The 26,345-nt window shown below is 71.3% G+C and carries 24 protein-coding genes and 1 pseudogene; 13 read left to right on the top strand and 12 right to left on the bottom strand.

All coding sequences use genetic code 11. The annotated features are described in order from the left end of the window. Positions 1 to 44: 44 nt before the first annotated feature. The 3 genes from FOF52_RS09870 to tkt form a co-directional block, all read right to left on the bottom strand. On the bottom strand, positions 45 to 1,679 hold the full coding sequence (locus FOF52_RS09870; RefSeq protein ID WP_248593525.1) for a glucose-6-phosphate isomerase: 1,635 nt from the start codon (positions 1,677 to 1,679) through the stop codon (positions 45 to 47). A 157-nt stretch (positions 1,680 to 1,836) separates the two neighbouring features. Then, positions 1,837 to 2,943, bottom strand: a complete 1,107-nt coding sequence (gene tal / locus FOF52_RS09865) for a transaldolase (protein ID WP_248593524.1) — start codon at positions 2,941 to 2,943, stop codon at positions 1,837 to 1,839. A 62-nt stretch (positions 2,944 to 3,005) separates the two neighbouring features. Beyond that, positions 3,006 to 5,126, bottom strand: a complete 2,121-nt coding sequence (gene tkt, locus FOF52_RS09860) for a transketolase (protein WP_248593523.1) — start codon at positions 5,124 to 5,126, stop codon at positions 3,006 to 3,008. Positions 5,127 to 5,651: 525 nt separating this feature from the next. Here tkt and FOF52_RS09855 point away from each other — a divergent pair. After that, on the top strand, positions 5,652 to 6,632 hold the full coding sequence (locus tag FOF52_RS09855) for a heme o synthase (protein WP_248593522.1): 981 nt from the start codon (positions 5,652 to 5,654) through the stop codon (positions 6,630 to 6,632). 76 nt (positions 6,633 to 6,708) lie between these two features. Here FOF52_RS09855 and FOF52_RS09850 read toward each other — a convergent pair whose 3' ends face one another. Next, on the bottom strand, positions 6,709 to 7,116 hold the full coding sequence (locus FOF52_RS09850) for a hypothetical protein (RefSeq protein WP_248593521.1): 408 nt from the start codon (positions 7,114 to 7,116) through the stop codon (positions 6,709 to 6,711). 141 nt (positions 7,117 to 7,257) lie between these two features. Here FOF52_RS09850 and FOF52_RS09845 point away from each other — a divergent pair, with 141 nt between their 5' ends. After that, positions 7,258 to 7,878 (top strand): class I SAM-dependent methyltransferase, encoded by a 621-nt coding sequence (locus FOF52_RS09845; RefSeq protein WP_248593520.1) that lies wholly within the window; start codon positions 7,258 to 7,260, stop codon positions 7,876 to 7,878. A gap of 332 nt (positions 7,879 to 8,210) precedes the next feature. On the opposite strand, the gene FOF52_RS09840 is transcribed toward FOF52_RS09845, so the two are convergent. Both FOF52_RS09840 and FOF52_RS09835 read right to left on the bottom strand, forming a co-directional pair. Then, on the bottom strand, positions 8,211 to 9,386 hold the full coding sequence (locus FOF52_RS09840) for an acyl-CoA dehydrogenase family protein (RefSeq protein WP_248593519.1): 1,176 nt from the start codon (positions 9,384 to 9,386) through the stop codon (positions 8,211 to 8,213). 6 nt (positions 9,387 to 9,392) lie between these two features. Then, a complete protein-coding gene (locus FOF52_RS09835) occupies positions 9,393 to 10,919 on the bottom strand; it encodes a long-chain-fatty-acid--CoA ligase (protein WP_248593518.1) in 1,527 nt (508 codons plus the stop codon). Positions 10,920 to 11,141: 222 nt separating this feature from the next. On the opposite strand from FOF52_RS09835, the gene FOF52_RS09830 reads away from it, so the two are divergent. Both FOF52_RS09830 and FOF52_RS09825 read left to right on the top strand, forming a co-directional pair. Next, positions 11,142 to 11,798 (top strand): TetR/AcrR family transcriptional regulator, encoded by a 657-nt coding sequence (locus FOF52_RS09830; RefSeq protein WP_248593517.1) that lies wholly within the window; start codon positions 11,142 to 11,144, stop codon positions 11,796 to 11,798. Between the two features lie 197 nt (positions 11,799 to 11,995). Continuing rightward, entirely contained in the window at positions 11,996 to 13,288 is a 1,293-nt protein-coding gene (locus tag FOF52_RS09825) for a PrsW family intramembrane metalloprotease (RefSeq protein ID WP_248593516.1), read from the top strand. On the opposite strand, the gene FOF52_RS09820 is transcribed toward FOF52_RS09825, so the two are convergent. Next, a complete protein-coding gene (locus FOF52_RS09820; RefSeq protein WP_248593515.1) occupies positions 13,275 to 14,321 on the bottom strand; it encodes a COX15/CtaA family protein in 1,047 nt (348 codons plus the stop codon). The two genes, FOF52_RS09825 and FOF52_RS09820, sit on opposite strands and share 14 nt — an antisense overlap. A 258-nt stretch (positions 14,322 to 14,579) precedes the next feature. On the opposite strand from FOF52_RS09820, the gene FOF52_RS09815 reads away from it, so the two are divergent. Continuing rightward, complete coding sequence (locus tag FOF52_RS09815) at positions 14,580 to 15,029, top strand: helix-turn-helix domain-containing protein (protein ID WP_068754713.1); 450 nt, start codon at positions 14,580 to 14,582, stop codon at positions 15,027 to 15,029. Between the two features lies 1 nt (position 15,030). Then, positions 15,031 to 15,564: pseudogene (locus FOF52_RS22225) on the top strand (VapC50 family PIN domain-containing toxin); the annotation flags it as partial. A gap of 66 nt (positions 15,565 to 15,630) precedes the next feature. Here FOF52_RS22225 and FOF52_RS09805 read toward each other — a convergent pair. Then, positions 15,631 to 16,533: an EamA family transporter gene (locus tag FOF52_RS09805; RefSeq protein ID WP_248593514.1), complete on the bottom strand. Its 903-nt coding sequence runs from the start codon at positions 16,531 to 16,533 to the stop codon at positions 15,631 to 15,633. 134 nt (positions 16,534 to 16,667) lie between these two features. On the opposite strand from FOF52_RS09805, the gene FOF52_RS09800 reads away from it, so the two are divergent. Beyond that, on the top strand, positions 16,668 to 17,888 hold the full coding sequence (locus tag FOF52_RS09800) for an arginine deiminase (RefSeq protein WP_248593513.1): 1,221 nt from the start codon (positions 16,668 to 16,670) through the stop codon (positions 17,886 to 17,888). 85 nt (positions 17,889 to 17,973) lie between these two features. Beyond that, positions 17,974 to 18,978, top strand: a complete 1,005-nt coding sequence (gene argF, locus FOF52_RS09795) for an ornithine carbamoyltransferase (protein WP_248593512.1) — start codon at positions 17,974 to 17,976, stop codon at positions 18,976 to 18,978. Between the two features lie 51 nt (positions 18,979 to 19,029). Here the strand turns inward: argF and FOF52_RS09790 are convergent, their stop codons facing one another. From FOF52_RS09790 to FOF52_RS09775, 4 genes are all read right to left on the bottom strand, one after another. Then, positions 19,030 to 19,383, bottom strand: a complete 354-nt coding sequence (locus FOF52_RS09790; protein WP_248593511.1) for a hypothetical protein — start codon at positions 19,381 to 19,383, stop codon at positions 19,030 to 19,032. Positions 19,384 to 19,392: 9 nt separating this feature from the next. Then, positions 19,393 to 19,716, bottom strand: coding sequence for a hypothetical protein (locus FOF52_RS09785; RefSeq protein WP_248593510.1), 324 nt, complete (start codon positions 19,714 to 19,716; stop codon positions 19,393 to 19,395). Positions 19,717 to 19,886: 170 nt separating this feature from the next. Next, entirely contained in the window at positions 19,887 to 20,672 is a 786-nt protein-coding gene (locus FOF52_RS09780) for an ABC transporter permease (protein WP_248593509.1), read from the bottom strand. Then, a complete protein-coding gene (locus tag FOF52_RS09775) occupies positions 20,672 to 21,601 on the bottom strand; it encodes an ABC transporter ATP-binding protein (RefSeq protein WP_248593508.1) in 930 nt (309 codons plus the stop codon). The genes FOF52_RS09780 and FOF52_RS09775 overlap by 1 nt, the downstream gene beginning before the upstream one ends. A gap of 287 nt (positions 21,602 to 21,888) precedes the next feature. On the opposite strand from FOF52_RS09775, the gene FOF52_RS09770 reads away from it, so the two are divergent. Genes FOF52_RS09770 through sufC form a run of 5 tightly spaced genes read left to right on the top strand, consistent with a single transcriptional unit; the run spans position 21,889 to position 26,344 of the window. Beyond that, entirely contained in the window at positions 21,889 to 22,665 is a 777-nt protein-coding gene (locus FOF52_RS09770; protein ID WP_425265546.1) for a helix-turn-helix transcriptional regulator, read from the top strand. After that, positions 22,665 to 24,077 (top strand): Fe-S cluster assembly protein SufB, encoded by a 1,413-nt coding sequence (gene sufB / locus FOF52_RS09765; RefSeq protein ID WP_248593507.1) that lies wholly within the window; start codon positions 22,665 to 22,667, stop codon positions 24,075 to 24,077. Before FOF52_RS09770 ends, sufB begins: the two co-directional genes overlap by 1 nt. 2 nt (positions 24,078 to 24,079) lie before the next feature. Beyond that, positions 24,080 to 25,240, top strand: a complete 1,161-nt coding sequence (sufD, locus tag FOF52_RS09760; RefSeq protein ID WP_248593506.1) for a Fe-S cluster assembly protein SufD — start codon at positions 24,080 to 24,082, stop codon at positions 25,238 to 25,240. Then, on the top strand, positions 25,233 to 25,565 hold the full coding sequence (locus FOF52_RS09755; protein ID WP_248593505.1) for a non-heme iron oxygenase ferredoxin subunit: 333 nt from the start codon (positions 25,233 to 25,235) through the stop codon (positions 25,563 to 25,565). The genes sufD and FOF52_RS09755 overlap by 8 nt, the downstream gene beginning before the upstream one ends. A gap of 17 nt (positions 25,566 to 25,582) precedes the next feature. Then, positions 25,583 to 26,344 (top strand): Fe-S cluster assembly ATPase SufC, encoded by a 762-nt coding sequence (gene sufC, locus FOF52_RS09750; RefSeq protein WP_248593504.1) that lies wholly within the window; start codon positions 25,583 to 25,585, stop codon positions 26,342 to 26,344. Position 26,345 lies beyond the last annotated feature (1 nt).

The raw sequence follows: 26,345 nt of genomic DNA, 5'->3' as shown, positions 1-26,345 counted from the left end.
CCCGTCCCGACGGGGCCGCGGCGGCGCCGGACTCCCCGCGAGGGCTAGGCGCGCAGTGCGCCCAGCGCCCGGGTCAGTTCCTCCAGGCCCGCCGCCCGGTCGCGCAGGTGCAGTCGGACGGTGGGACGGCCGCGTTCGGCCAGCGCGTTGAAGTCGCCCAACGCCTGGGCCAGCTGCAGCCGGGAGAACGAGTACGGCTTGCCCGCGATCGCGAGGTCGTCGGCGACGTCCCCGGTGATCTGCACGAACACCCCGTTGGCGGGGCCGCCCTTGTGGTACTGCCCGGTGGAGTGCAGGAACCGCGGCCCCCACCCGAACGTCACCGGGCGCGGGGTGAGCGCGGCCAGGCCGGAACGCAGCGCGGCGGCGTGCCCGTCGCCGGCGGCGTCACGGTCGAGGTAGGCCATCACCGCGAGGTAGCCGTCCTCGGGGACCGACCGCAGCAGGGCCTGCAGCACCGCGGCCAGGTCCTTGGCGTCGGTCAGCGCGGCGGCCTCGGAGGCGTGCACCTCGACCGCGCCGTCGGTGAGCAGCGGGGCGCCGACGGGCAGCGTGCCGCTGTTCGACAGTTCCAGCAGGGCCCTGGTGTTGTCCTTGGACTCCTGCACGTTGGGCTGGTCGAACGGGTTGATGCCGAGCAGGCGGCCCGCCACCGCGGTGGCGTACTCCCAGGCGAGGAACTGGGCGCCGAGCGGGCCCGTCACGACCGTGTCGGCGGTCTCGGGCGCCTGCGGGGCGGTCTCGCCGTAGACCACCAGGTGCGTGTCGGGGCCGGGGATGAACCCGGGGGCGTCGGTGCCCTCCACGACCACCGGCAGCAGGCCCGTGCCCTCCTTGCCGGTGGACTCGGCGACCAGCTGCTCGATCCAGTCGCCCAGGCCCACCGGGGTGTCTCCGGCCAGCACCACCTTGTCGTGGCCGCCGAAGCCGCCCAGGGCCGCGCCCAGCACCAGGGCCGGGTTGGTGTCCTCGGCGAGGGTCGCGGCGAGGGCGGCGGCCTCGTCCAGCAGCGCCTCGACGTCCACCCCGGCCAGCGCGCTGGGCACCAGCCCGAACGCGCTGAGCGCGCTGTAGCGGCCGCCGACGTTCGGGTCGGCCAGCACCGTGGGGTAGCCGCGTTCGGCGGCCAGGTCGGCCAGCGGCGAGCCCGGGTCGGTGACCACGACGATCCGTTCGGCCGGGTCGATGCCGGCATCGGTGAAGGCCTGCTCGAAGGCGCGGCGGTGGCTGTCGGTCTCCACGGTGCCGCCGCTCTTGGAGGCGACCACCACGACCGTGCGCTCCAGGTCGGTCTCGACCGCGCGGCGCACCTGCTGGGCGTCGGTGGTGTCCAGGGTGACCAGTCGGGCTCCGCGGCTGGCGGCGATCACCTCGGGGGCCAGGGAGGACCCGCCCATGCCGGCCAGCACCACCCGGTCCAGTCCGGCGTCGCGCTTGGTCCGCGCGATCTCGGTGATCTGCGGCAGCAGGGCCCGCGAGCGCTCCGGCAGGTCCACCCAGCCCAGCCGGATCGACGCCTCCGGTTCGGCCGCGGGCCCCCACAGGGTGGCGTCCTTGGCGGTGAGCCGGGACGCCACCCGGTCGGCCCGCAGCTTCTCCAGCGCCTCCTCGGCCGCGCCGCGCACCGCGCCGCGCAGGGTGACGGTGAGGCCCCCGGCCTGTACCTGATCGCTGCTCAAGGCGATTGGTCCTTCCTCTTCTCACACACGGTCACTGCAATTGTTGCTTCCCCGCGGTACCGAATGGAATTCGGAAGGAGGGGGCCCGGGTGGTTTCCCACCCTTCTTCCCGACAAAACAGCTGGATGACGGCGGAGCGGGGGAGAAAACCGAATTCTCAGCCGTGGGAGGCGAGCTGCTGGGCGACCCGCTCCAGCAACTCCTCCCAGGACGTGACGAACTTGTCGACGCCCTCGACTTCCAGCTTCTCCACCACGTCGTCCAGGGACACGCCGACCGCCGCCACCGCGTCCAGGTGGGCGCGCGCAGCCTCGTAGCCGCCGCGCACCGTGTCACCGGTGATCTGGCCGTGGTCGGCCACCGCCTCCAGGGTGGCCTGGGGCATCGTGTTCACCGTGCCCGGCGCGACCAGTTCGGTCACGTACAGGGTGTCCGGCAGTTCCGGGTCCTTCACACCGGTGGACGCCCACAGCGGACGCTGCGGACGCGCCCCGGCCGCCGCCAGCTCGGCCCACCGCCGACCGGAGAAGACCTCCTCGTAGGCGGCGTAGGCCAGCCGGGCGTTGGCCAGCGCGGTCTTGCCGCGCAGCGCCACCGCCTCCTCGGTGGCGATCTTCGACAGCCTCGCGTCCACCTCGGTGTCCACCCGGCTGACGAAGAACGACGCCACCGAGTGGATGGTCGACAGGTCGCGGCCCGCCTCACGGGCCTGCTCCAGGCCGTCCAGGAACGCCTCCATCACCGCCCGGTAGCGCTCCAGCGAGAAGATCAGGGTCACGTTGACGCTGATGCCCTCGGCCAGGGCCGCGGTGATGGCGGGCAGGCCCTCGACCGTCGCGGGGATCTTGATCATCAGGTTGGGGCGGTCCACCAGCCACCACAGGGCCCGCGCCTCGGCGAGGGTCCGCTCGGTGTCGCGCGCCAGCCTGGGGTCGACCTCCAGCGACACGCGGCCGTCCACGCCGCCGCTGGCCTCGTAGACCGGGCGCAGCACGTCCGCGCCCCAGCGGATGTCGTAGGCGGTGATGGCGCGCACCGCCTCCTCCACCGACACCCCGCGCACCGCCAGGTCGCGCAGCTGGGCGTCGTAGGCGTCGCCCTCGGCCAGGGCCTTGGCGAAGATCGTGGGGTTGGAGGTGACCCCCACGACGTTGCGTTCCGCGATCAGCGCGGCGAGACCGCCGCTGCGCAGCCGCTGCCGGCTGATGTCGTCCAGCCAGACGGCCACGCCCGAGTCGGAGAGCTGCTGAAGTGGGCTGCCCATCGCTTCTCGACACTCCTCGAAGATGCGGGGAGGGCCGCTTGTGGCGACCCTCCCCCGAACGGTCAGTTGCCTGTCGTCGATCCCCGGTCGCCGCCGAGCTTGGCGACGCTGGCGTGCACCGCCGCCACCACCCGGTCGGAGGTGATCCCGAACTGCTCGTACAGGGTCGCGTACGGCGCCGAGGCGCCGAAGTGCTCCAGACTCACCGACTCGCCGTGCTCACCGATCAGTTCGCGCCAGCCCAGGGCGACCCCGGCCTCCACCGAGACGCGCACCCGGACCGACGGCGGCAGCACCTGCTGGCGGTAGGCGTCGTCCTGCTCGTTGAACCACTCCAGGCACGGCATCGACACCACACGGGTGGGCGTACCCGACTCCTCCAGCCGGGAACGCGCCTCCAGTGCGATCTGCACCTCACTTCCGGTGGCGATGATGATCGCCTGGGGGCGGCCGTCGCTCGCCTCGGCCAGCACGTAGCCGCCGCGGGCGGTCAGCTCCGCCGACGCCAGCTCGGAGCGGTCCAGCACCGGGACCGCCTGCCGGGTCAGCGCCAGCGCCGCCGGGCCGTCGCCGCGCTCCAGGATGGTGCGCCAGGCCACCGCCGTCTCGTTGGCGTCGGCGGGGCGCACCACCGCCAGGCCGGGGATGGCGCGCAGCGACCACAGGTGTTCCACCGGCTGGTGGGTGGGGCCGTCCTCGCCCAGGCCGATGGAGTCGTGCGTCCACACGTAGGTCACCGGCAGCTTCATCAGCGCCGCCAGCCGCACCGCCGGCCGCATGTAGTCGCTGAAGACCAGGAACGTGCCGCCGTAGGGGCGGGTGGGGCCGTGCAGCGCGATGCCGTTGAGGATCGCGCCCATGCCGTGCTCGCGCACCCCGAAGTGCAGCACCCGGCCGTAGCGGTGTCCGGAGAAGGCCTTGGTGGACCGCTCCTCGGGGATGAACGAGGGCTCGCCCTTGGGCGTGGTGTTGTTGGAGCCGGCCAGGTCCGCCGAACCGCCCCACAGCTCCGGCAGCACCGGCGCGATCGCGCTCAGCACGCTGCCCGAGGCGCTGCGGGTGGCCACGCCCTTGCCGCCGGGCTCGAAGGTCGGGATCGCCTTCTCCCAGCCCTCCGGGAGGGTGCCCGCCGACAGGCGGTCGAACAGCTCGGCGCGTTCGCCGGCGCCGCTGCGCCACTCGGCCAGGGCGTTCTCCCACTCCTGGCGGGCGGCGCGGCCCCGCGCCACCGCGCCGCGGGCGTGCTCCAGCAGCTCCTCGGGCACGTCGAAGCGCGCGTCCGGGTTGAGGCCCATGACCCGCTTGGTGGCGGCGACCTCCTCGGCGCCCAGCGCGGCGCCGTGGATCCCGCCGGTGTTCTGCTTGTTCGGCGAGGGCCAGCCGATGATGGTGCGCAGCCGGATGAAGGAGGGGCGCTCCGTCTCCGCCTGGGCGGCGCGGATGGCCGCGTACAGCGCCTCCACGTCCTCGTGGTAGCCGTCCTCGCCGACCCAGTCGACCTCCTGGACGTGCCAGCCGTAGGCGGCGTAGCGGGCGACCACGTCCTCGGTGAACGCGATCTGGGTGTCGTCCTCGATGGAGATGCGGTTGTCGTCCCAGATGACGATGAGGTTGCCGAGCTTCTGGGTGCCCGCCAGGGCGCTCGCCTCGTGGCTGACGCCCTCCTGGACGTCGCCGTCGGAGCACAGGGCGTAGATGTAGTGGTCGAAGGGGCTCTCCCCGACGGCGGCGTCGGGGTCGAACAGGCCCCGCTCACGGCGGGCGGCCATGGCCATGCCGACCGCGTTGCCGATGCCCTGCCCCAGGGGGCCGGTGGTGGTCTCCACCCCGGCGGTGTGACCGTACTCGGGGTGGCCGGGGGTGAGGCTGCCCCACTGGCGCAGCCGTTTGATGTCCTCCAGGCTCAGGCCGTAGCCGGCCAGGTAGAGCTGGATGTAGAGGGTCAGGCTGGAGTGGCCGCAGGACAGGACGAAGCGGTCCCGGCCGACCCACGTCGGCTCGCTCGGGTCGTGCCGCATCACCTTCTGGAACAGCAGGTAGGCTGCGGGAGCGAGGCTCATCGCGGTGCCGGGGTGGCCGGAGCCCGCCTCCTCGACCGCATCCATCGCCAGGGCACGGACCACGTCCACGGTGCGTCGGTCCAGATCCGACCAGTCCAGGGTCTTCGGGGTGCCGGTGTTCACGCGGGCTAGGGCTCCTTTCGCGCATCCAGGCCAGTTCGCAGGCGTGGTGGCCGGAAAGAACAGGGGTGGGTTCACCGTGACCCGCACCCGAAGGACCACGGGACGGCCACGCCGCACGTGAGGGTGCGAGCCGCCGTGCGTGTCGCGGTGACGGACACCCGAGGGCTGGTGACTAACCCAGACCCTACCGTCGAAACCTCCGCGGCGGATCACGGACCTCGCGTGGCCGGTGCCACGGGGACGGACCCGGTGAGAGCCCGTCCGGGCCTAGCACTACACTCTGTCGTTGACGGTATCGTGCGCCTCTGCCAGGCGCGCGAGGGGTCACGAGCGCCGCACCGCGCCGCGCGTTCCGTGGTGAGCAGCCATGAACAACTGATGCCCTGACTCCCAGTTCTTTCGAGGTTTGAGCGTGTCTGTGTCCGTAGAGCGGGTGAGGGCCGTGCGTTCCGCGCCGCACGGTCGGCGATCCCCGCAACAGCCGAGAACGGCGACCCGGCGCGTGACCCAGGTACGGCGGCGGCCATGACTCTTCTCAGCCGCTCCTCCACCGCCCCCGAGTCCGGTGCGGCGGCCGACCCCGCGACCGGGGGCGAGTCCCGCTCCTCCTCGTTCGTCTCCTACGTCCGCGCCTACGTGGCCCTGTCCAAGCCGCGGGTCATCGAGCTGCTGCTGATCACCACCATCCCGGTGATGTTCGTGGCGGCCAAGGGCGTGCCGCCGCTGGGGGTGGCCGTGGCCACACTGGTGTTCGGCACCATGTCGGCGGCCAGCGCCAACGCCATCAACTGCTACATCGACCGCGACATCGACCGCGCGATGCGGCGCACCCGCCGCAGGCCCACCGCCATGCAGCAGGTCACCCCGCGCGGCACGATGGTCTACGGGCTGGTCATGGCGGTGCTGTCCACCGTCGGCTTCGTGGTGTTCGTCAACTGGCTGGCGGCGGCGCTGTCGCTGTTCGCGATCGCCTTCTACATCTTCGTCTACACCCTGCTGCTCAAGCGCCGCACCGCGCAGAACGTCGTGTGGGGCGGCATCGCGGGCTGCATGCCGGTGCTCATCGGCTGGGCGGCGATCACCGAACGCCTCGACTGGGCGCCGTTCATCCTGTTCCTGGTGGTGTTCTTCTGGACGCCGCCGCACACCTGGGCGCTGGCCATGCGCTACCGCGAGGACTACGCCGCCGCGAACGTCCCCATGCTGCCGGTGGTGGCCAGCGACCGCCGGGTGATGCTGGAGTGCGTGCTGTACTCGTGGGCGACCGTGGTGGTCTCGCTGCTGCTGTGGCCGATCGCCGACACCACCCTGCTGTACCCGGCGGCCGCCGGAGTGCTGGGCGCGGTGCTGCTGGTCCAGGCGCACCGCCTGCACCGCCAGGTCCGTTCCGGGGTGAGCGGGGCCAAGCTCAAGACCATGGGCTTCTTCCACCTGTCCAACGCCTACCTGGCGCTGCTGTTCGTCGCGGTGACCATCGACCCGCTGCTGGCCAACGCCGTCGGCTGAGCCGGTCGGCGCGACAACGGCGACGGGAGGCCCGAACGGGCCTCCCGTCTTTCTGTTCCCGGCCGCTGCGCCCGCCTCAGGCGGGACGGGCGCGCTGCGGCCGCCACACCAGCACCAGTGTCCACGTCACCAGCGCGACCAGCACCATCGCCAGCGGGACGTGCAGGGACAGCAGCAGGCGGCTGCCGAGGTAGGCCTGGCCGAGGCCGAGCACGAACGCGACCGCGCTCAGCACCGCGGGCAGCGGCGGACCCCCTCCGGGACGCCACAGCAGCAGCGCGGCGACCAGCTGCGCCCCGGCAGCCGCGTGCAGCGCGACCGCGCCGCCCGAGTGCAGCGGCAGGGCGGTGAGGTCCTGGGCCACCAGCCGTCCGGCGGTGGCGAACTCGACGGCGAGCAGCGCGGCGTGGGCGAGCACGCCGGCCCGCGTCGCCCATGTCAGGGCGGTCGGCGGGCCGACGGGCGCGGAAGCGGTCGGGGACATGGGGGCCCTCTCCTGGGAGTGCGGTCGGGGGCGGGAACACCGGGAATGGCGGAGATCGAGCCTACATTCCCGATTTCCGTCGGACGGGGGAGGGAGCGCGCTCGCCGCGCTGCGGCACCGCACAGGTGAGAGAGTGGAGGTATGAGAGAGATCACCGCCTGGGAGGCCATGGTGCGGGAGAATCCCGACCACTCCCGCTGGTACGTGGAACGCTTCCGGAGCATGGCCGCGCAGGGACGGGACCTGGCGGGCGAGGCCCGCATGGTCGACGCGATGCTGGAACGCGGGTCACGGGTCCTGGACGCGGGCTGCGGACCGGGGCGCGTCGGCGGCGAACTGGTCGCGCGGGGGCACCGCGTGGTGGGCGTGGACATCGACCCCTACCTGGTCGACGCGGCCCGCAAGGACCACCCGGACGGCGACTGGCGGGTAGGTGACCTGGCCGAACTCGACCTGGTGGAACGGGGTGAGGAGCCCTTCGACGCCGTGGTCTGCGCGGGCAACGTGATGACCTTCCTGGCGCCCGGAACCGAGGTGGAGGTGCTGCGCAGGATGGGCGCCCAGGTGCGGTCGGAGGGCCGGGTGGTGGTGGGCTTCGGCGCGGGCCGCGGCTACCCGTTCGAGCGGTTCTTCGACGACGTGGCGGAGGCCGGACTGGTCACCGACCTGCGGCTGGCGACCTGGGACCTGCGGCCCTTCACCGCCGACTCCGAGTTCCTGGTGGCCGTCCTGCGGCGCGCGGACGACGCGCCGGCCGGCTGAGCGGGCGGCCCCGGAGGCGTCCTCCTGCGGCCAGCGGCGCGCCGCCACAACGCGCCGCTGGCCGCAGACCCCGGAGCAGTGGCGGGGAACCGGCTCCGTCTCCCGCGGGCGCCCCGGGGGAAGGCGCGGTCCGCCGCCCGGGCCCCAGCTCCGAGCGCCCTCCGCCAACCGCACGGAACGGAGGAGGAGCCGCGCGGAGAAGCCGGTGCCCCGGGAAGCGCGCGGGCCGGTCCCGGAACCCGCGGCCGGGGAACAGGGGGAACCCCGGGGTCCCGCGCTCCCGGGACGGGACGGGCCGGCGCCTCGCGGACACCGGCTCCGCCCGCCTCTGGTCACCCCAGCGTGGCGCCCACCTTGACGTAACCCTTGAGCAGGTCACGCGCGATGGTGCGGCGCTGGATCTCGTCGGTCCCCTCGTAGATGCGCAGCAGTCGCAGCTCGCGGTACCAGCGTTCGATGGGGAGTTCGCGGGTGTAGCCCATGCCCCCGTGGATCTGCAGCACCCGGTCGACGATCTCGTTGGCCTTCTGGCCGCCGTACAGCTTGGCGATGGACTGGGCGTGCCGGGAGTCCCGGTCGTTGTCCACCTGCCAGGCGGCGTTGAGCACCAGCAGGCGCAGCGCCTCGATCTCCACCTGGGAGTCGGCGATCATCCACTGGATGGCCTGGCGTTCGGCGATCGGCTTGCCGAAGGTCTCGCGCGTGTTGGCGTACTCGATGGCCATGCTCAGCAGCCGTTCGCAGGCGCCCAAGGCGCGGGCCGGAAGCAGGTAGCGGCCCCGGCCGATCCACTTCATCGCCAGCGCGAAGCCCTGGCCGACCTCGCCGAGCACGTTGGACTCCGGCACCCGGACGTTGTCGAAGACCAGGGAGGCCGGCCCCCACTCGCCCATGGTGAGGATGGGCTCGGACCGCCAGCCCGCCTCGCGGTCCACCAGGAAGCAGGTCACCCCGCCGTCGGCGCCCTTCTCCGGGTCGGTGACGGCGAACACCATGACGAAGTCGGCCTCGTTGCCGCCGGTGATGAACGTCTTCTCGCCGTTGATCACCCAGTGGTCGCCGTCCTTGTGCGCCCGGGTGCGGATCGCCTTGGCGTCCGACCCCGCGCCGGGCTCGGTGATGGCGAAGCAGGACTTGCGCTCGCCCGCGATCGTGGGCAGCAGGTAGCGCTTCTTCTGCTCCTCGTTGGCGTAGTAGAGGATGTTGTCGGCGCTGCCGCCGAAGCTGAACGGCACGAACGTGCGGCCCAGTTCGATCTCCACCAGTGCCGTGGTGATCGCGTCCAGGCCCATGCCGCCGTACTCGACGGGCGTCTGGATCCCCCAGAAGTCGGACTTCTTGGCGAGCTGGCGGAGGTCGTGCAACTCCTGCGGGGTCAACCCGTGCCCCTCGCCGGTCCGTTCGCGGCGCAGCACCTCCTGTTCGAGAGGCATGAGTTCGCGCTCGACGAAGGTGCGCACCCAGTCGCGGATCTCCCGCTGTTCCTCGGTCAGTGCGAAGTCGACCATGTTCCCTTAACTCTTTCCCCCGAAGCGCGTACGCAGTTCACGCTTGAGTACCTTGAGGCTCGGACCCAGTGGAAGCTCGGTCACGATCTCCACTCTGCGCGGGTACTTGTGCTTGCCCAGGCGTTCGCGCGCCCAGGACTGGAGTTCGGCGGGGTCGACGGAGCCCTCCTGCTCGGGCACCACCACCGCGCAGACCTCCTCACCCAGTTCGGCGTCGGGCACCCCGATCACCGCGACCTGGGAAATCCCCGGGAACCGCAGCAGGACCTCCTCCACCTCGCGCGGGTAGACGTTGAAGCCGCCGCGGATGATCAGGTCCTTCTTGCGGTCCACGATGTGGATGAAGCCGTCGTCGTCGATGAAGCCGATGTCGCCGGTGCGGAACCAGCCGTCGACGACCGCCTCCGCGGTGGCCTCCGGACGGTTGAGGTAGCCGACGAAGACGTTGTGGCCGCGGATCACGATCTCGCCCTGCTCGCCCCGGGGCAGCAGCTCGATGCGGTCGTCGATCTCGGCGCGGGCGATCTCCACCTCCACGCCCCAGATCGGGTGGCCGACCGAGCCGGCCCGGGCGCCGTAGAGGGTCTGGTTGGTGCTGGCCGTGGGCGAGGTCTCCGAGAGGCCGTAGCCCTCGTAGACGGTGGTGGAGAACGCCTCCTCGAACCGGCGCAGCACCACCTCGGGCAGGGAGGCGCCGCCGGAGACGCAGAAGCGCAGGTCGGGCAGTTCGGTGTGGTTGGCCGCGGCCTCGGCGAGGCGGACGAACATGGTGGGCACGCCGTCGAAGATGGTGGCGCCGTACTCGTGCATCATCCGGATCGCCTGGTCCGGGTCGAAGCGCTCCTGCAGGATCAGGGTGCCGCCGACCCGGAAGGTGGTGTTGAGGGCCACCGACTGGCCGAAGGTGTGGAACAGCGGCAGGGAGCCCATGACGACGTCCTCGCCGCTCATGGGGTGCACGTCGAACGCGTTGACGGTGGCGTTCATCACCAGGTTGAGGTGGGTCAGCAGGGCGCCCTTGGGGACTCCCGTGGTGCCGCTGGTGTAGAAGATCACGGCGATGTCGTCGGGGGAGCGGGAGACGTAGGAGGGCAGCGGCTCGCTGGAGGACAGGAGCGGCTCCAGGGCGTCGGGGCGGTGCGGCTCTCCGACGGTGCGCACCTCGGCGCCGTCCCCGTCGACGGCGGCGCGGGCCAGTTCGGCGAACAGGCTCTGCGCCAGGACCAGGCGCGCCCCGGTGTCGGCGAGCAGGAAGGCGACCTCTTTGGGGCTGAGCATCGGCGGGATGGTCACCACGCTGCCGCCCGCCGCGAGGATGCCGTAGTAGCAGCGCACGAAGTCGGCGACGTTGCCCGCGAGCAGGGCGACGCGGTCGCCGGGGGACACTCCCAGGGAGCGCAGCGCGCCCGCGTGGCGCAGGGACTCCTGCCACAGGGCCGCGTAGGAGATCCGGGTGCCGTCGGCGATGAGCGCGGTCCGTTCGGGGTACCGACGCGCGGCCTCGGCCAGGATCGTGGCGAGTGAGAGTTGCATAGGGGCTCCTTCGGTACAGCTGGTCCTCGGATGTGGCCGGAAAGCACCACAGACCGGGGCATAGGGAGTCGCGCGTCACATTTAATCTAACAGTGTTCGGTTTGGGAAGACCGGCCGGCCCGTCACCTTCCCGACCCCTGGCCGATACTTGAGGCGATCCGGGTCGAACGCGCGACCACAACGGGGGGCGCGCCGGGGAGAAGGGGAAGGACGGGGATCGCTGTGGCTCGCCCCAGGACACCGCTGCTGAGTCGGACACGCATCCAGGAGGCCGCGCTGGCCCTGGTCGACCGCGACGGACTGCAGGGACTGTCCATGCGCAAGCTCGCCCAGGAGCTCGGCGTCCAGGCCCCGTCGCTGTACAGCCACTACCGCACCAAGGAGGAACTGCTCAACGACGTCGTCGACCGCATCACCGCCGACATAGACGTCTCCGGCTTCAAGAACGGGGACTGGCGGCACGGGCTCACCGTGTGGGCGCGCTCCTACCGCGACGCCCTGGCCGCGCACCCCAACATGGTCGCCTTCATCGCCTCCGGTCCGGGCCGCCGCGAGGAGGCACTGCGCCGCGCCGACGCGATCCACGGCGGACTCGTCTCCGCGGGCTGGCCCGCCCGGCTGGCCACCATGATCGGAGCCTCCACCCGCTACCTGGTGGTCGGCGCCGCGATCAACTCCTTCGCCCGCGGCTTCGACGCCGACGCCCGCGTCTACCAGGACCGCTACCCCAACCTCTCCCAGGCGCACCGCCTGCCCGAACTCGCCGCCGAGATCGACAACGACAGTTTCGAACTCGCCCTGCGCGCCTTCATCGCGGGACTGGAGACGCTCTACCCCCGCCAGGCCACCCGCGCCGAGGCCGAGTCCCGGCACGCCTGAGCGGCCCCGCGGCGACCGGGCGGCCCCGCACGGGGGAGGGCCCCGACCGCCCGGCCCGCGGTCCCGGTCCGTTGGTGCGGCGGGCGCCGGCACGCCGACACGGCGCCCGCCGCACCGAAACGCGGCCCGGTTCCGGCCCGCGTGCGCGACCGCCGCGCTCCCGGCCCCGTCGGCCCCAGCCGCTACGCTCGACTGCCATGCGTCCCCTAGACACCAAAGCGATCCTGGAAGGTCGCACGCCCGGACGCCACTCCGTCGGTCTGATCGTCGGCATCGTGGTGAGCGTCCTGTGCATGTTGCTGATGCTCGGCTACCTGCTGTTCAGCGGTTTCGCCGGTGCCGGGAGCGAGGGAGTCGTCGCGTTCCTCGTCAGCCTGGTGGCGGCCGTCGTCCCCGTGACCGTCCTCGTCCCCCTCATCCTGCTGCTGGACCGGCTCGAACCGGAGCCGAACTCGGTCCTGCTGTTCGCCTTCCTGTGGGGCGCGGGCGTGGCGGTGCTGGCCTCGTTCGTGCTCAACACCCTGGGCATGGAGCTGTACACCGTGCCGGTGTTCGGTGAGGACCTGGGCGCCTACCTGAGCGCCGCGGTGGGAGCGCCGCTGGTGGAGGAGAGCGCCAAGGGACTGGCCCTGCTGTTGCTGCTGTGGCGGCGGCGCCACGAGATCGACTCGGCCACCGACGGCATCATCTACGCGGCCATGATCGCCACCGGGTTCGCCTTCGTGGAGAACGTCTCCTACTTCCTCGGAGCGCTGTTCACCGAGGGCACCGTCGGGTTCGCGGTCACCTTCGTGCTGCGCGGTGTCATCGCGCCGCTGGGCCACCCGCTCTACACCGCGATGATCGGCCTGGGGGTCGCCTACGCCGCCACCCGTCCGGCCGGGGTGGGCCGCCTGGTCATGCCGTTCCTCGGCTGGGTCGGCGCGGTCGTGCTGCACGCGCTGTGGAACGGCTCCACCGCGTTCGGCTGGACCGGGCTGGGACTGGTCTACGCGCTGCTGTTCTGCGTGCTGGTGGCGCTCGTCGTGGTGGCGGTGCGCGACCGCCACCGCCAGGTCGCGGCCATCGCCACCTACCTGCCGCCCTACATTCCCACCGGCCTGGTCACCCCGTCGGACATCCAGATGCTCAGCACCATGAAGGGACGCAAACGGGCGCGGGCCTGGGCCCGGCGCACCGCGGGCGTGCGGGGACGCCGGGCGATGGAGGACTACCAGCTGGCCGCCACCGAACTCGCCCTGCTGCACCGGCGGCTGGACCGCGGTGTGGCGGTCTCCGCCTGGTGGGAGCGGCGCGACGCCATCCTGGCGCTCATGCACATGGCCCGCGAGGCCTTCCAGGGCCGTACCGCCCGTCCCGCGGCGCCGGCCTGGGCGCAGCAGCCCACCGACTCCGGATTCCTGCGGAGGGCGGACTTCCAGCACGTCATCGCCCAGGCGCACGCCCAACGCGGCGGTGCTCCGCCGCAGCCGCCCGCTACCGGGTGGTAGCGGGGGCGGCCGGGGCGGCGACGGCCACGCGTTCGGCGGTGGCGAAGTACAGTCGCAGGATCGCCGTCCAGGTCAGCAGCGAGCCCAGCACGTGCAGCACGACCATCCAGGCGGGCAGGCCCAGCAGGTACTGCGCGTAGCCGAGTACGCCCTGGGCGAGCAGCACGGCCAGCAGCAGCCACGCCTGGACGCGCACCGGGCGCGGCGCCGCCGAGCGCAGCGCCATGACGAGCACCGCCACGGTCAGCGCGGTGGTGAGCCACGCCAGCAGCGAGTGGACGCGGGTCACCGACTCCAGGGGGAAGTCCCAGCGGGGGGCGGCGGCGTCGCCGCCGTGCGGACCGGTTCCGGTGACCACGACACCGGCGACGATCAGGACCAGGCCCACCGGCACCAGCGCGGTGGCGGTCAGGCGCAGCAGCGGCGTCACGGTGGGCCGCAGCCTCCCCTGCGGCTCGCGGCAGCGCACGTAGTAGGCCATCGTGAGGATCACCACGAGGACCGACAGCACGAAGTGCGCGCCCACCGAGGCCGGGTGCAGGTCGCTCCAGACCGTGATGCCGCCGACGACCGCCTGGCCGAACACGCCGACCGGCACCAGGGCGGCCATGACGAGCAGGTCGCGCCTGCGCGGCCGCATGCGCACCGTCGCCACCAGCACGATCACTCCGACGGCGAGCACCAGGAACGTCAGGGTGCGGTTGCCGAACTCGATGGCCGCGTGGAACGCCGAGTGGCCGGTGCCCACCGGCACGAAGCTCTCCGGGGTGCACTTGGGCCACTCCGAGCAGCCCAGTCCCGAGGAGGTGACGCGCACCGTCGCCCCGGTCACCGCGATCCCGGAGTTGACGACGACGTTGCCCAGCGCCCACCAGCGCAGCGACGCGGTCGTGGGATGCCAGATCGTGCGGGCCAACAGCGCCAGCGCCACCACGCCGACGACGCAGAACGCCACCTGCCACGCCCACAGCGGCAGGTTCAGGATCGTGAGGTCGTCCGCCGCGAGCGCGACAGACCGGGGAGAGGCTGTCATACGACAGATCGTAGTAGAGGGCCGGCGAGGCTTCGGCCGGGGTCCGTACCAGCGGTGAGCTGCTGCGACACGGGACCCCTCGGGCGGGCTCAGGCCCGCGCGGAGCGGGTCGCGCCCACGCTGGCCTCGGGGCCTGGGCAGGGGGCGTCGGCAGCTGAGGAGGCGGAAAGGTGACGCACGCTGTTGCGTTTACTTCGTCTGTTTCGGATAATGCGTTTACAGGGGATGGTTGGTCACCTGATCGGGTGAGGAGGAAGCATGGTCGCGCTGTCGTCCCGCCCCGGAGCGGATGACGTACGAATCGCTCGGAATGCCCTGCCCCGTGTCCGCCGGTATCTGCAGGACCATCCGGAGAATCCGTCGATCGTTCCGGTTGTCGTCGAGGACGACGGTGAGAAGTTGGTCCTGCCCCGTGCGGCGCTGGAACTGCTGGCCGGGGTGCTCGCTCACATGGCGGCCGGACGGGGGGTCTCCATCGTTCCCGCACACGCCGAGTTGACCACCCAGGAGGCGGCAGACCTGCTGAACGTTTCGCGGCCGCACCTCATCGGTCTGCTCAACGCCGGAGAGATCGAGTACCGGAAGGTGGGGACACATCGTCGGGTGCGGGCCGACTCCCTGTTGGACTACATGCGCCGTGACGACCAACGGAGACGCGAGGCCGCTGACGAGCTGTCGGCCTTGAACAGGGAGTTGGGGCTCGACTGACATGGCCTTCGTCGTGGTCTACGACGCCAGCGTCCTCTATCCGAGCACACTGCGTGATCTTCTCATCAGAGTGGCTCAAGCCGGTCTCGTCCAAGCCAAGTGGACTCACCAGATCCTCGACGAGGTCTTCAGGAACCTTCGGAGAGACAGACCGGACATCCCGCCGGAGGCACTCGATCGCACGCGTACACTCATGCTCGCCGCGGTCCGGGACTGCCTTGTCACCGGCTACGAGCCACTGATCGAGTCACTGCAGCTTCCCGATTCCGATGACCGGCATGTTCTCGCTGCGGCGATCCGGGCACGTGCCCAGGTCATTGGCACGTCGAATCTCCGCGACTTCCCTCGGTCTGTACTGGCGGACTGGGACATTGAGGCCAAGAGCCCCGACGACTTCGTCGTCGACCAGATCCACCTGGACCGGAAAGTCGTCTGGTCCTGTGCCCAGCAGATCGCTGACTCCTGGCGCAATCCCCCCGGAACCGTCGGTGACGTCCTGTCCCGCCTCGAACGCAGCGGACTGGTCCAGGCCGTCGCGGAACTCCGTTCGGAATTAGGGGCTGCCCCGCCGCTGTCGGAAGGGCCACGGACTCGGGCGGGCTCAGGCCCGCGCGGAGCGGGTCGCGCCCACGCTGGCGGCGACCACGCAGGCCACCGCGGCCCACTGGGCGGCGGTGAGGAACTCGCCCAGCACCACCAGGCCCACCAGCGCGGCGGCGGCCGGTTCCAGGCTCATCAGGATGCCGAACACCCGCGGCGGGATGCGGCGCAGCGCCCGCAACTCCAGGGAGTAGGGGATCGTCGAGGACAGCAGACCCACGACCAGCCCGAACAGCAGCACCTTCGGTTCGAGCAGGTCCGCGCCCCCCTGGCCGATCCCGATCGGGGCGATCAGCAGCGCGCCGACCACGGAGGCCGCGGTCAGTCCGGAGGCGCCGGGGAAGCGGCGGCCGGTGGCCGCGCTGAGCAGGATGTAGGCGGCCCAGGCAGCCCCCGCCAGCACCGCGAACGCCGCCCCCGCGAGGGTCACCCCGCCCTCGCCCCAGCCCAGCAGCGCCACTCCCGTCCCGGCCAGCGCCACCCACACCAGGTCCCGCCAGCGGCGCGACCCCGCCACCGCCACCGCCAGCGGCCCCAGGAACTCGATGGTCACCGCCACCCCCAGCGGGATGCGCGCGAACGACTCGTAGATGGCGTAGTTCATGGTCGCCAGAGACGCCCCGAAGGCGGCCGCCACCAGCCAGTCGGAGCGGGTGTGGCCACGCAGCGCGGGGCGGGCGAAGACCAGCAGCACCAGGACCGAGGAGAGCAGGCGCAGCCAGACGACGGCGCCGGGCGGCAGCACCGCGAACAGGTTCTTGGCCACGCCCGCGCCGAGCTGCACCGACAGGATGCTCACCCCGACCAGCCAGGTCGGCGGGATGGCGGCGCCCGCGGAGCGGGCCAGCGCCGCGGCACGGAAGAGCGGTCCCGGCGTGGACCGTCCACGAGGGTCGTCGGTCATCCCGTCATCCTATGAGGAGAGGCGGGTGGGGCGTGGGGGAAGGGACTGGTGGGAAGGCACCGGTGCGTGGTCGAATCGCGTCGTGGGGTCCGGAGCGCCGGTGACGGCCCGATCCGGACGGTGAGGAGGCAGCCTTGGCTTTCCGTGTCAACTCCGAGATCGGCCGCCTGCGCCAGGTCCTGGTGCACCGGCCCGACCTGGAACTGCAGCGCCTGAGTCCCAGCAACAAGGACGCGCTTCTCTTCGACGACGTGCTGTGGGTGGACCGCGCCCGCGAGGAGCACGACCTGTTCGTCGGGCACCTGCGCGACCGGGGGGTGGTGGTGCACCTCTTCGGCGAACTGCTGGAGGAGACCCTGCGCGTGGCCGAGGCCGAGACCTACATCCTCGACCACGTGCTGGACGAGCGCTTCTACGGCCCCGCGGCCCTGGACGCCATCCGCGACTGCCTGGACGCGATGGACACCGCCGAGCTGCGCCGTTTCCTCGTCGGCGGCATCACCAAGCGGGAGATGCTGGAGCGGGTCGCCGAACCCCGGTCGGTGTGGTTCCACACCCTCGACCCGGACGCGTTCGTGCTGCCGCCGCTGCCCAACCTCATCTTCACCCGCGACACCTCCAGCTGGATCGGCGGCGGGGTGTCCATCAACGTCATGCGCAGGCGCGCCCGCATGCGCGAGACCACGCTGTACGAGGCGGTCTACCGGTGGCACCCGCTGTTCGCCGACGCCGACTTCCAGGTGTGGAACCCGGGGGTGGCCTGGGCGCCCGCCACCATCGAGGGCGGCGACGTCATGCCCGTGGGCAACGGCTCGGTGCTGGTGGGGCTGAGCGAGCGCACCCGCCCCCAGGCGGTGGAGCTGCTCGCCCGGGAACTGTTCGCCCGCGGCGGCGCCCGGCGCATCCTGGGCATCTGGATGCCCCGGGCGCGGGCCGTCATGCACCTGGACACCGTCATGACCAACGTGGACCACGGGGTCTTCACCAAGTACGCGGGCCTGGGCATGCTGCCCTCCTACACGATCGAGCCGGGCGACAACGACAAGGAGCTCAAGATCACCGACCACGCGCCCGAGGACATGCACCGCGCCATCGCCGCCGCGGTGGGCGTCGACGACATCAGGGTGCTCACCCCCACCCAGGACGTCTTCTCCTCCGAACGCGAACAGTGGGACGACGGGTGCAACCTCGTCGCGCTGGAGCCCGGCGTGGTCCTGGCCTACGAGCGCAACGTCGCCTCCAACGCCTACCTGCGCGCCAACGGGATCGAGGTCATCACCACCCCGGGCAACGAGCTGGGACGCGGGCGCGGGGGGCCGCACTGCATGACCTGCCCGCTGGAGCGGGACGACTGAGCCACCCGCGAGGTGCGAATGAGTATTCGATAGAATGAATATCTTTCCAGAAATGTCAGTGTGACGGACAGGAGAGCCGGCCGCGATGGCGTTCAACCTGCGCAACCGCAGTCTCGTCAAGGAACTCGACCTCACCCCCCAGGAACTGGTGTTCCTGATCAGGCTGGCGGCCGACCTGAAGGCCGCCAAGTACGCGGGGACCGAGCAGCCACGACTCAAGGGCAAGAACATCGCCCTGATCTTCGAGAAGACCTCCACCCGCACCCGGTGCGCCTTCGAGGTCGCCGCCCACGATCAGGGCGCCCACGTCACCTACCTGGACCCGGCGGGCTCACAGATCGGCCACAAGGAGTCCATCAAGGACACCGCCCGCGTCCTGGGCCGGATGTTCGACGGCATCGAGTACCGCGGCTCCCGCCAGTCCCTGGTGGAGGAGCTGGCCGAGTACGCGGGCGTGCCGGTGTGGAACGGCCTCACCGACGAGTGGCACCCCACCCAGATGCTCGCCGACTTCCTCACCATCACCGAGCACACCGACAAGCCGCTGCGCGAGGTCACCCTGGCCTACATGGGCGACGCCCGCAACAACCTCGGCAACTCCCTCACCGTCACCGGCGCCATGCTCGGCGTGGACGTGCGCATGGTCGCCCCCCGCGAGCTGTGGCCCGACGAGGAGACGGTGGCCGCGCCCGCCCGCGCGATCGCCGAGACCACCGGCGGCCGTGTCACCTTCACCGAGGACGTCGCCGAGGGGCTGGCCGGAGCCGACTTCGTCTACACCGACGTGTGGGTGTCGATGGGCGAGCCCGCCGAGGTGTGGGACGAGCGCATCCGGCAGCTGCTGCCCTACCAGGTCAACGCCGAGGCGCTCAAGGCCACCGGCAACCCCGACGTCAAGTTCCTGCACTGCCTGCCGGCCTTCCACGACCTGGGCACCCAGGTCGCCCGCGACATCCACGCCCGCACCGGGCTGAGCGCGCTGGAGGTGACCGACGAGGTGTTCGAGTCGCCCGCCTCCGTCGTCTTCGACCAGGCCGAGAACCGGATGCACACGATCAAGGCGCTCATGGTCGCCACCCTGGGCGGCTGAGCGCCCCGGCCGCGCCCGTCAGCGAAGGCGCGGGCGCGGCCGGGCCGGGGATCAGGGTGCGGGGTGCCGCACGGCGGGGGCGGTGGGCAGGACGCGCTCGCGGTTGGCGAACAGCGCGGCGAACACCAGCCCCCAGATAACGAGGTCCAGCAGCGACAGCACCACGCTGACCAGGGTGAAGACAAGGTTGACCTGATCGGCGGCAATACCGGCCAGCAGCGACGGGGAGAGCAGTTGGAAGAGGAGGTTGCCCAGCGTGGACAGCAGCAGCACCACCATCGCGGAGGCGAGCAGGCCGCGTCCGCGCAGTCGGACCGTGAACGTCAGCACCAGACCGACCAGGCCGATCAGGAGGTGCGGTATGTGGACGAGCAGAGCGGAGAAGAGGTGACCGAGATTGAACACCGCACCAGACTAGCCACTGGTGCTGACACTCCGTGCTCGCGGAGCCACGGCCGCGCCCAGCAGCAGCATCCAGGCGGCGAACGACACCAGCGGCTGCAGCCCCGTCATGACGAGTCCGGCGGCACTGCCCGTGCCCAGCCCGGTGGCCGCCTGCAGGGCGATCCACAGGAAGGGCAGCGCCGCGGCCAGCAGGTTCACGCACAGCGCGGCGACGACCAGGCCCGCGCGCGCAGGCCTGCGCCACCGCACCAGCGCGCCGCCCACGGCCAGCAGCACCAGGGGCGGCCCGAGGTGGCGCACCAGGACGAACCAGGGGACGCCGAGGGATTCCACGCGGGGGAGTCTAGTGTTCCGGCCGGGGGACGGGCGTTCGGCTCCGCGGCGGAGGCGGGTTCGGCCCGCGGGCTCGTGCCCCGGCACCCCGTGGGGACCCGGTCACCGCGGGGCGGCGTGCCGTCCGTGTCCGCAGCCGGAGGTTCTGCGCGGGCGGGCCGCCCGCGGCCTCACTCCCAGCGGAAGAACCGACCGGCCAGGACCGCGCCGACCGCGGCCCAGGCGAGCAGCACCAGCACGGGGCCGAGCGGCAGCGCCGCCCCCTCGGCCAGCACCGTGCGCAGGCCCGTCGACAGGGCGGTGATGGGCAGGGCCTCGACGAGGGGCAGCAGTGCCGCGGGGAACCGGTCGACGGGGAAGACCACCCCGCCCAGACCCAGCAGCACCACGTAGACCAGGTTGGCCGCGGCCAGGGTGGCCTCGGCGCGCAGGGTCCCCGCCATCAGCAGGGCCAGCGCGCTGAACGCGGCGGTGGCCAGCACCATGAGCAGCGCCGCGCTCAGCGCGCCGACCAAGCCGCCCTGCGGGGACCAGCCCAGCGCCAGCGCCACCGCGCAGATGACCGCGGCCTGCAGCACCTGGACCGCCAGTACCGCCAGGGTCTTGGCGGCCAGCAGTCCCAGCCGCGACAGGGGGGTGGCGCCCAGGCGTTTGAGCACGCCGTAGCGCCGCTCGAAGCCGGTGCCGATGGCCTGCCCGGTGAACGCGGTGGACATCGTCGCCAGCGCCAGCACGCCCGGGGCCAGGAAGTCCACCCGGGAGGCGGTGCCCAGGTCCACCAGCGGCACGGTGCTGAAGCCGACCAGCAGCAGCACCGGGATGACGAGGGTCAGCAGCAGTTGCTCGCCGTTGCGCAGCAGCAGTCGCAGTTCCAGCCCGGCCTGGGCCAGCACGCGGCGCGTCGCCGGGGCGGCCTTCGGGGCGGGGGTGAAGTCGATCGGTGAGGTGGAGGACATCAGTCGCGTAGGTCCCGGCCGGTGAGTTCGAGGAAGACGTCTTCGAGGGTGCGCCGGTGCACGCGCAGGTCCTCGGGGAGGATGTCGCGGGCCGCGCACCAGGTGCTCACGGTCGCCACCAGGCCGGGCCCCAGGTCGTCCGGGGCGGCGCAGGTCACCGTGTACTGTCCGGCGCCGTGCTCGGTGACGGCGCAGTCCGCGGGCAGTGCCGCGGCGAGGGCGGACACGTCCAGCCCCGGGGCGGCGCGGAACCGCAGTTCCCGGTCGCCGCGGGTGAGGTCCGCGGTGGGGCCGTCGGCGACCACCCGGCCGTGGTCGATGATGACCACGTGGTCGGAGAGACGCTCGGCCTCCTCCATGTAGTGCGTGGTCAGCACCACGCCCACTCCGGCCGCGCGCAGATCGCCGATCAGGTCCCAGGTGGCCATGCGGGCCTGGGGGTCCAGACCCGCGGTGGGCTCGTCCAGGAACACCAGTTCGGGACGGCCGATGACGGCGGCGGCCAGGGACAGGCGCTGCTGCTGCCCGCCGGACAGCCGCCGGAACGGGGTGCGCGCCGCCGCGGACAGGCCGAGCCGTTCCAGGAGGGCCTCGGGCGGGATGGGGGAGGCGTGGAAGGCGGCCATCAGGTGCAGCCACTCGCCCGCGCGGACACCGGTGGGCACCCCGCCGCTCTGCGGCATGACGCCGACCCGGGGGCGCAGCGCGGAGGCGTCGCGCACCGGGTCGAGGCCGAGGACGCGGACGCGGCCGGAGTCCGCGCGACGGAACCCCTCGCAGATCTCGATCGTCGTGGTCTTGCCCGCGCCGTTGGGGCCGAGCAGCGCCGTCACCGCGCCACGGGCGGCCGTGAACGACAGGCCGGCCACGGCGGTGACGTCGCCGTAGCGCTTGACCAGGTCGGTGACCTCGACGGCAGGGGTGCTCATGGCGAAGAGTCTACGGCGGGGGCGGGAAGGGGGCGCACGGGGTCGGTGTGACCCTCGGGGTTCCCGGGACGGGCGAGCTGTCTCATATATTGAGACGCAGGTCTCGCTGTGCGGCCGGTCGGGTGCGGTGCGGAGCGGGTCCGGTCTGCTCCCGTCGTCGGACGAACGAGGAAAAGCCCTGTAAGGCAAGGCTAACTTGTGTGTCCTATGGCACTCGACACGGTTTGCTTATGGGGACATAATTAGGCCACACTGATGTTGTGAAAAACGTGGGCGGGCAGAAGCGAGTGGGGGGGACGGCCGGGACCGGCACGGCCCTGACGCCTGCTGGCCACGAACTGGGGGCCGAGACCGGCACCCGGGCACGGGTCGCCCGACTCATACTCGAACACGGTCCGATCACGGCGTCCGCGCTGGGAGAACGGCTCGGACTGACCTCGGCGGCCATCCGCCGCCACCTCGACCACCTGGTGAGCGAGGGCATGGTCGAGGCCCGCGACGCCCGACCCGTCGGGCGCCGCCGCAGAGGCAGGCCCGCACGCGTCTTCGTGATCACCGGGGCCGGACGCGACGCGTTCGTGCACGGCTACGACGACCTCGCCGCCAGTGCACTGCGCTTCCTCGCGGAGAAGGCGGGACCGCAGGCCGTCACCGAGTTCGCGCGACGCCAGGTGGCCGACCTCGAACGCCGGTACCGTCCCGTGCTCGCTGCCGCACCCCCGCAGCAGCGGGTCCGGCTGCTGGCCGAGGCGCTGTCCAACGACGGCTACGCCGCCTCGGCGGGGGCGGCCCCGGCCGGGGGAGAGCAGTTGTGCCAGCACCACTGCCCGGTCGCCCACGTGGCGGCGGAGTTCCCCGAACTGTGCGACGCCGAGGTCGAGGCCTTCGCCCGGCTGCTGGGCACCCCGGTGCGCCGCCTGGCCACCATCGCGCACGGCGACGGCGTCTGCACCACCCACGTCAGCCCTCGCGACATCGGCTCCCTGACCGCCGAGGCCCGCACCCAGCGGGACACGGACCCACAACGCCACGACAGGACGTCTCGTCCAGGAGGATCCGCGTAATGACGTCTACCGCGCACCCCGAGCTCGAAGGGCTCGGCACCTACGAGTACGGCTGGGCCGACCCCGACGTGGCCGGCGCCTCGGCGCGCCGCGGCCTCGACGAGGAGGTCGTCCGCGACATCTCGGCCAAGAAGGACGAGCCCGAGTGGATGCGGGACCTGCGTCTGAAGGCGCTCCGGCTGTTCACCAAGAAGCCGCTGCCGAACTGGGGTGCCGACCTGTCGAAGATCGACTTCGACAACATCAAGTACTTCGTGCGGTCCACCGAGAAGCAGGCCACCTCCTGGGAGGAGCTGCCCGAGGACATCCGCCGCACCTACGACAAGCTGGGCATTCCCGAGGCCGAGAAGCAGCGCCTGGTGGCCGGAGTGGCCGCGCAGTACGAGTCCGAGGTCGTCTACCACCAGATCCGTGAGGACCTGGAGGCCCAGGGCGTCATCTTCCTGGACACCGACACCGCGCTCAAGGAGCACCCGGAGCTGTTCAAGGAGTACTTCGGCACCGTCATCCCGCCCGGCGACAACAAGTTCGCCGCGCTGAACACCGCGGTGTGGAGCGGCGGCTCCTTCGTCTACGTGCCCAAGAACGTGCACGTGGAGATCCCGCTGCAGGCCTACTTCCGGATCAACACCGAGAACATGGGCCAGTTCGAGCGGACGCTCATCATCGTCGACGAGGGCGCCTACGTCCACTACGTCGAGGGCTGCACCGCGCCGATCTACAAGTCGGACTCGCTGCACTCCGCGGTCGTCGAGATCATCGTCAAGAAGAACGCCCGCTGCCGCTACACGACCATCCAGAACTGGTCGAACAACGTCTACAACCTGGTCACCAAGCGTGCCGTCGCCTACGAGGGCGCCACCATGGAGTGGATCGACGGCAACATCGGCTCCCAGGTCACCATGAAGTACCCGGCGGTCTACCTGATGGGCGAGCACGCCAAGGGCGAGACCCTGTCCATCGCCTTCGCCGGCGAGGGCCAGCACCAGGACACCGGCTCCAAGATGGTGCACTGCGCGCCGCACACCTCCTCCACCATCGTCTCCAAGTCGGTGGCCCGGGGCGGCGGCCGGTCCTCCTACCGCGGACTGGTGCAGATCCAGGAGGGCGCCGAGTACTCCAAGTCCAACGTGGAGTGCGACGCGCTGCTGATCGACACGATCAGCCGCTCCGACACCTACCCGTACGTGGACGTGCGCGAGGACAACGTGGAGATGGGCCACGAGGCCAAGGTCTCCAAGGTCAGCGAGGACCAGCTCTTCTACCTGATGAGCAGGGGCCTGGGCGAGGAGGAGGCCATGGCGATGATCGTCCGGGGCTTCGTCGAACCCATCGCGCGTGAGCTCCCCATGGAGTACGCGCTGGAACTGAACCGGCTCATCGAACTGCAGATGGAAGGATCGGTCGGCTGAGCATGGCCACCCCTAACCTCGGAATCAAGGAACACAGCCACGGCGGCGGCCTGCCCGTCTCCAAGCTCGACGTCCACGGATCGTTCGACCCGAACGACTTCCCCAAGCCCACCGGACGCGAGGAGGAGTGGCGCTTCACCCCGCTGCGCCGGCTGCGCGGCCTGCACGACGGCCGCGACATCGCCGACGGCGTGGTGAAGACCGAGGTGACCGCGCCCGAGGGGGTCACCGTCGAAACCGTGGGCCGCGACGACGAACGGCTGGGCCGCTCGTTCCTGCCCACCGACCGGGTCAGCGCCCTGGCCTACCAGTCCTTCACCGAAGCCGTCGTCGTCACGGTGCCGAAGGACACCGCGGTCGACGAGCCGGTGTTCGTCAGGGTCACCGGCGTCGAGCAGGGCGACGCCTACGGGCACATCCTGATCCGGGCCGAGCGGTTCAGCTCCGCCGCGGTGGTCCTGGAGTACGCGGGCTCCTCGATCTACGCCGACAACGTCGAGTTCGTCATCGAGGACGGGGCCCGGCTGGACGTCGTCAGCCTCCAGGACTGGGACCGCGACTCCGTCCACGTGTCGCACCAGTACACCAAGGTCGGCCGGGACGCCAACCACCGCAGCGTCGTGGTCACCCTCGGCGGCGACCTGGTGCGGCTGTCGCCCAAGGTCGGCTACACCGGCCCCGGCGGCAACGCCGAGCTGTACGGCCTGTACTTCACCGGTGAGGGCCAGCACCACGAGCACCGCTCGCTGGTCGACCACAACCTCTCCCACACCCGCAGCCGCGTCGACTACAAGGGCGCGCTCAGCGGCGAGGACGCCCACGCGGTGTGGATCGGTGACGTGATCATCGGTGAGGGCACCAAGGGGACCGACTCCTACGAGAACAACCGCAACCTCGTGCTCACCGACGGCACCCGCGTGGACTCCGTGCCCAACCTGGAGATCTTCAGCGGGGAGGTCGAGGGGGCGGGACACGCCAGCACCAGCGGACGTCTCGACGACATCCACCTCTTCTACCTCCAGTCGCGCGGCATCCCCGCCGACGAGGCCCGGCGGCTGGTGATCCGCGGCTTCTTCGCCGAGATCATCAACCGGATCGAGGTGCCCGAACTGCGTCAGCGCATCACGGACGAGGTCGAGGAGAAGTTGGCGTTCCATGAGTAGGGAAGGGACCTACACCAGGGTCTGCTCGCTCGGCGACCTCCCCGAGGAGGGAGCGCTGAGCGTGGAGGTCGGTGACACCCCGGTGGCGGTGGTGCGCAGCGAGGGCCAGGTGTACGCGATCAGCGACATCTGCTCGCACGCCGAGGTGAACCTCTCCGAGGGCGAGGTCGAGGACGGCAGTATCGAGTGCTGGCTGCACGGATCCTGCTTCGACCTGCGCACCGGCAAGCCGCTCAACCCGCCGGCCACCCAGGCGGTCCCCACGTACGCTGTGAAGATCGACGGTGACGACGTGCTCGTCTCGTTGGACCCCACGAACCCGTAGAGGCTGAAGAAGAGACCATGACCACATTCGAGATCCGCGGTCTGCGTGCCGACGTCATCATCAGCGAGGACGAGCGCAAGGAGATCCTCAAGGGCGTCGACCTGACCATCAACTCCGGTGAGACCCACGCCATCATGGGTCCCAACGGCTCCGGCAAGTCCACCCTGGCCTACGCCGTCGCCGGCCACCCCCGTTACGAGATCACCGACGGCGAGGTCCTCCTCGACGGTGAGAACGTGCTGGAGATGGAGGTCGACGAGCGGGCCCGCGCCGGACTGTTCCTCGCCATGCAGTACCCGATCGAGGTGCCGGGCGTGTCCATGTCCAACTTCCTGCGCAGCGCCGTCACCGCGGTCCGCGGGGAGGCCCCCAAGCTGCGGGCGTTCTCCAAGGAGCTGCAGGAGGCCATGAAGACCCTGGCCTTCGACTCCTCCTTCGCCTCCCGCGGCGTCAACGAGGGCTTCTCCGGCGGTGAGAAGAAGCGGCACGAGATCCTCCAGCTGGAGCTGCTCAAGCCGAAGATGGCCATCCTCGACGAGACCGACTCCGGCCTCGACGTCGACGCCCTCAAGGTCGTCTCCGAGGGCATCAACCGGGCCAAGGAGGCCAACGGGATGGGCGTCATGCTCATCACGCACTACACCCGCATCCTCAACTACGTGAAGCCCGACTACGTCCACGTCTTCGCGGACGGCCGGGTCGCCGAGTCCGGCGGCCCCGAGCTCGCCGAGACGCTGGAGTCCGAGGGCTACGAGCGGTTCGTGAAGGTAGGCGCCTGAC

It is taken from the genome of Thermobifida alba, from assembly GCF_023208015.1.
Lineage (GTDB): Bacteria > Actinomycetota > Actinomycetes > Streptosporangiales > Streptosporangiaceae > Thermobifida > Thermobifida alba.
This window is presented reverse-complemented; position numbering and strand designations above follow the sequence as displayed.

Excerpts from the sequence above, each read along its gene's own strand:
- sufD (WP_248593506.1), top strand. The coding sequence starts at position 24,080 with ATGGCCACCCCTAACCTCGGAATCAAGGAACACAGCCACGGCGGCGGC.
- FOF52_RS09775 (WP_248593508.1), bottom strand. The coding sequence starts at position 21,601 with ATGAGCACCCCTGCCGTCGAGGTCACCGACCTGGTCAAGCGCTACGGC.
- FOF52_RS09815 (WP_068754713.1), top strand. The coding sequence starts at position 14,580 with ATGGTCGCGCTGTCGTCCCGCCCCGGAGCGGATGACGTACGAATCGCT.
- FOF52_RS09845 (WP_248593520.1), top strand. The coding sequence starts at position 7,258 with ATGAGAGAGATCACCGCCTGGGAGGCCATGGTGCGGGAGAATCCCGAC.
- FOF52_RS09780 (WP_248593509.1), bottom strand. The coding sequence starts at position 20,672 with ATGTCCTCCACCTCACCGATCGACTTCACCCCCGCCCCGAAGGCCGCC.
- sufC (WP_248593504.1), top strand. The coding sequence starts at position 25,583 with ATGACCACATTCGAGATCCGCGGTCTGCGTGCCGACGTCATCATCAGC.
- FOF52_RS09835 (WP_248593518.1), bottom strand. The coding sequence starts at position 10,919 with ATGCAACTCTCACTCGCCACGATCCTGGCCGAGGCCGCGCGTCGGTAC.
- FOF52_RS09850 (WP_248593521.1), bottom strand. The coding sequence starts at position 7,116 with ATGTCCCCGACCGCTTCCGCGCCCGTCGGCCCGCCGACCGCCCTGACA.
- FOF52_RS09755 (WP_248593505.1), top strand. The coding sequence starts at position 25,233 with ATGAGTAGGGAAGGGACCTACACCAGGGTCTGCTCGCTCGGCGACCTC.
- FOF52_RS09840 (WP_248593519.1), bottom strand. The coding sequence starts at position 9,386 with ATGGTCGACTTCGCACTGACCGAGGAACAGCGGGAGATCCGCGACTGG.
- FOF52_RS09820 (WP_248593515.1), bottom strand. The coding sequence starts at position 14,321 with ATGACAGCCTCTCCCCGGTCTGTCGCGCTCGCGGCGGACGACCTCACG.
- tal (WP_248593524.1), bottom strand. The coding sequence starts at position 2,943 with ATGGGCAGCCCACTTCAGCAGCTCTCCGACTCGGGCGTGGCCGTCTGG.
- FOF52_RS09825 (WP_248593516.1), top strand. The coding sequence starts at position 11,996 with ATGCGTCCCCTAGACACCAAAGCGATCCTGGAAGGTCGCACGCCCGGA.
- FOF52_RS09805 (WP_248593514.1), bottom strand. The coding sequence starts at position 16,533 with ATGACCGACGACCCTCGTGGACGGTCCACGCCGGGACCGCTCTTCCGT.
- argF (WP_248593512.1), top strand. The coding sequence starts at position 17,974 with ATGGCGTTCAACCTGCGCAACCGCAGTCTCGTCAAGGAACTCGACCTC.
- sufB (WP_248593507.1), top strand. The coding sequence starts at position 22,665 with ATGACGTCTACCGCGCACCCCGAGCTCGAAGGGCTCGGCACCTACGAG.
- FOF52_RS09855 (WP_248593522.1), top strand. The coding sequence starts at position 5,652 with ATGACTCTTCTCAGCCGCTCCTCCACCGCCCCCGAGTCCGGTGCGGCG.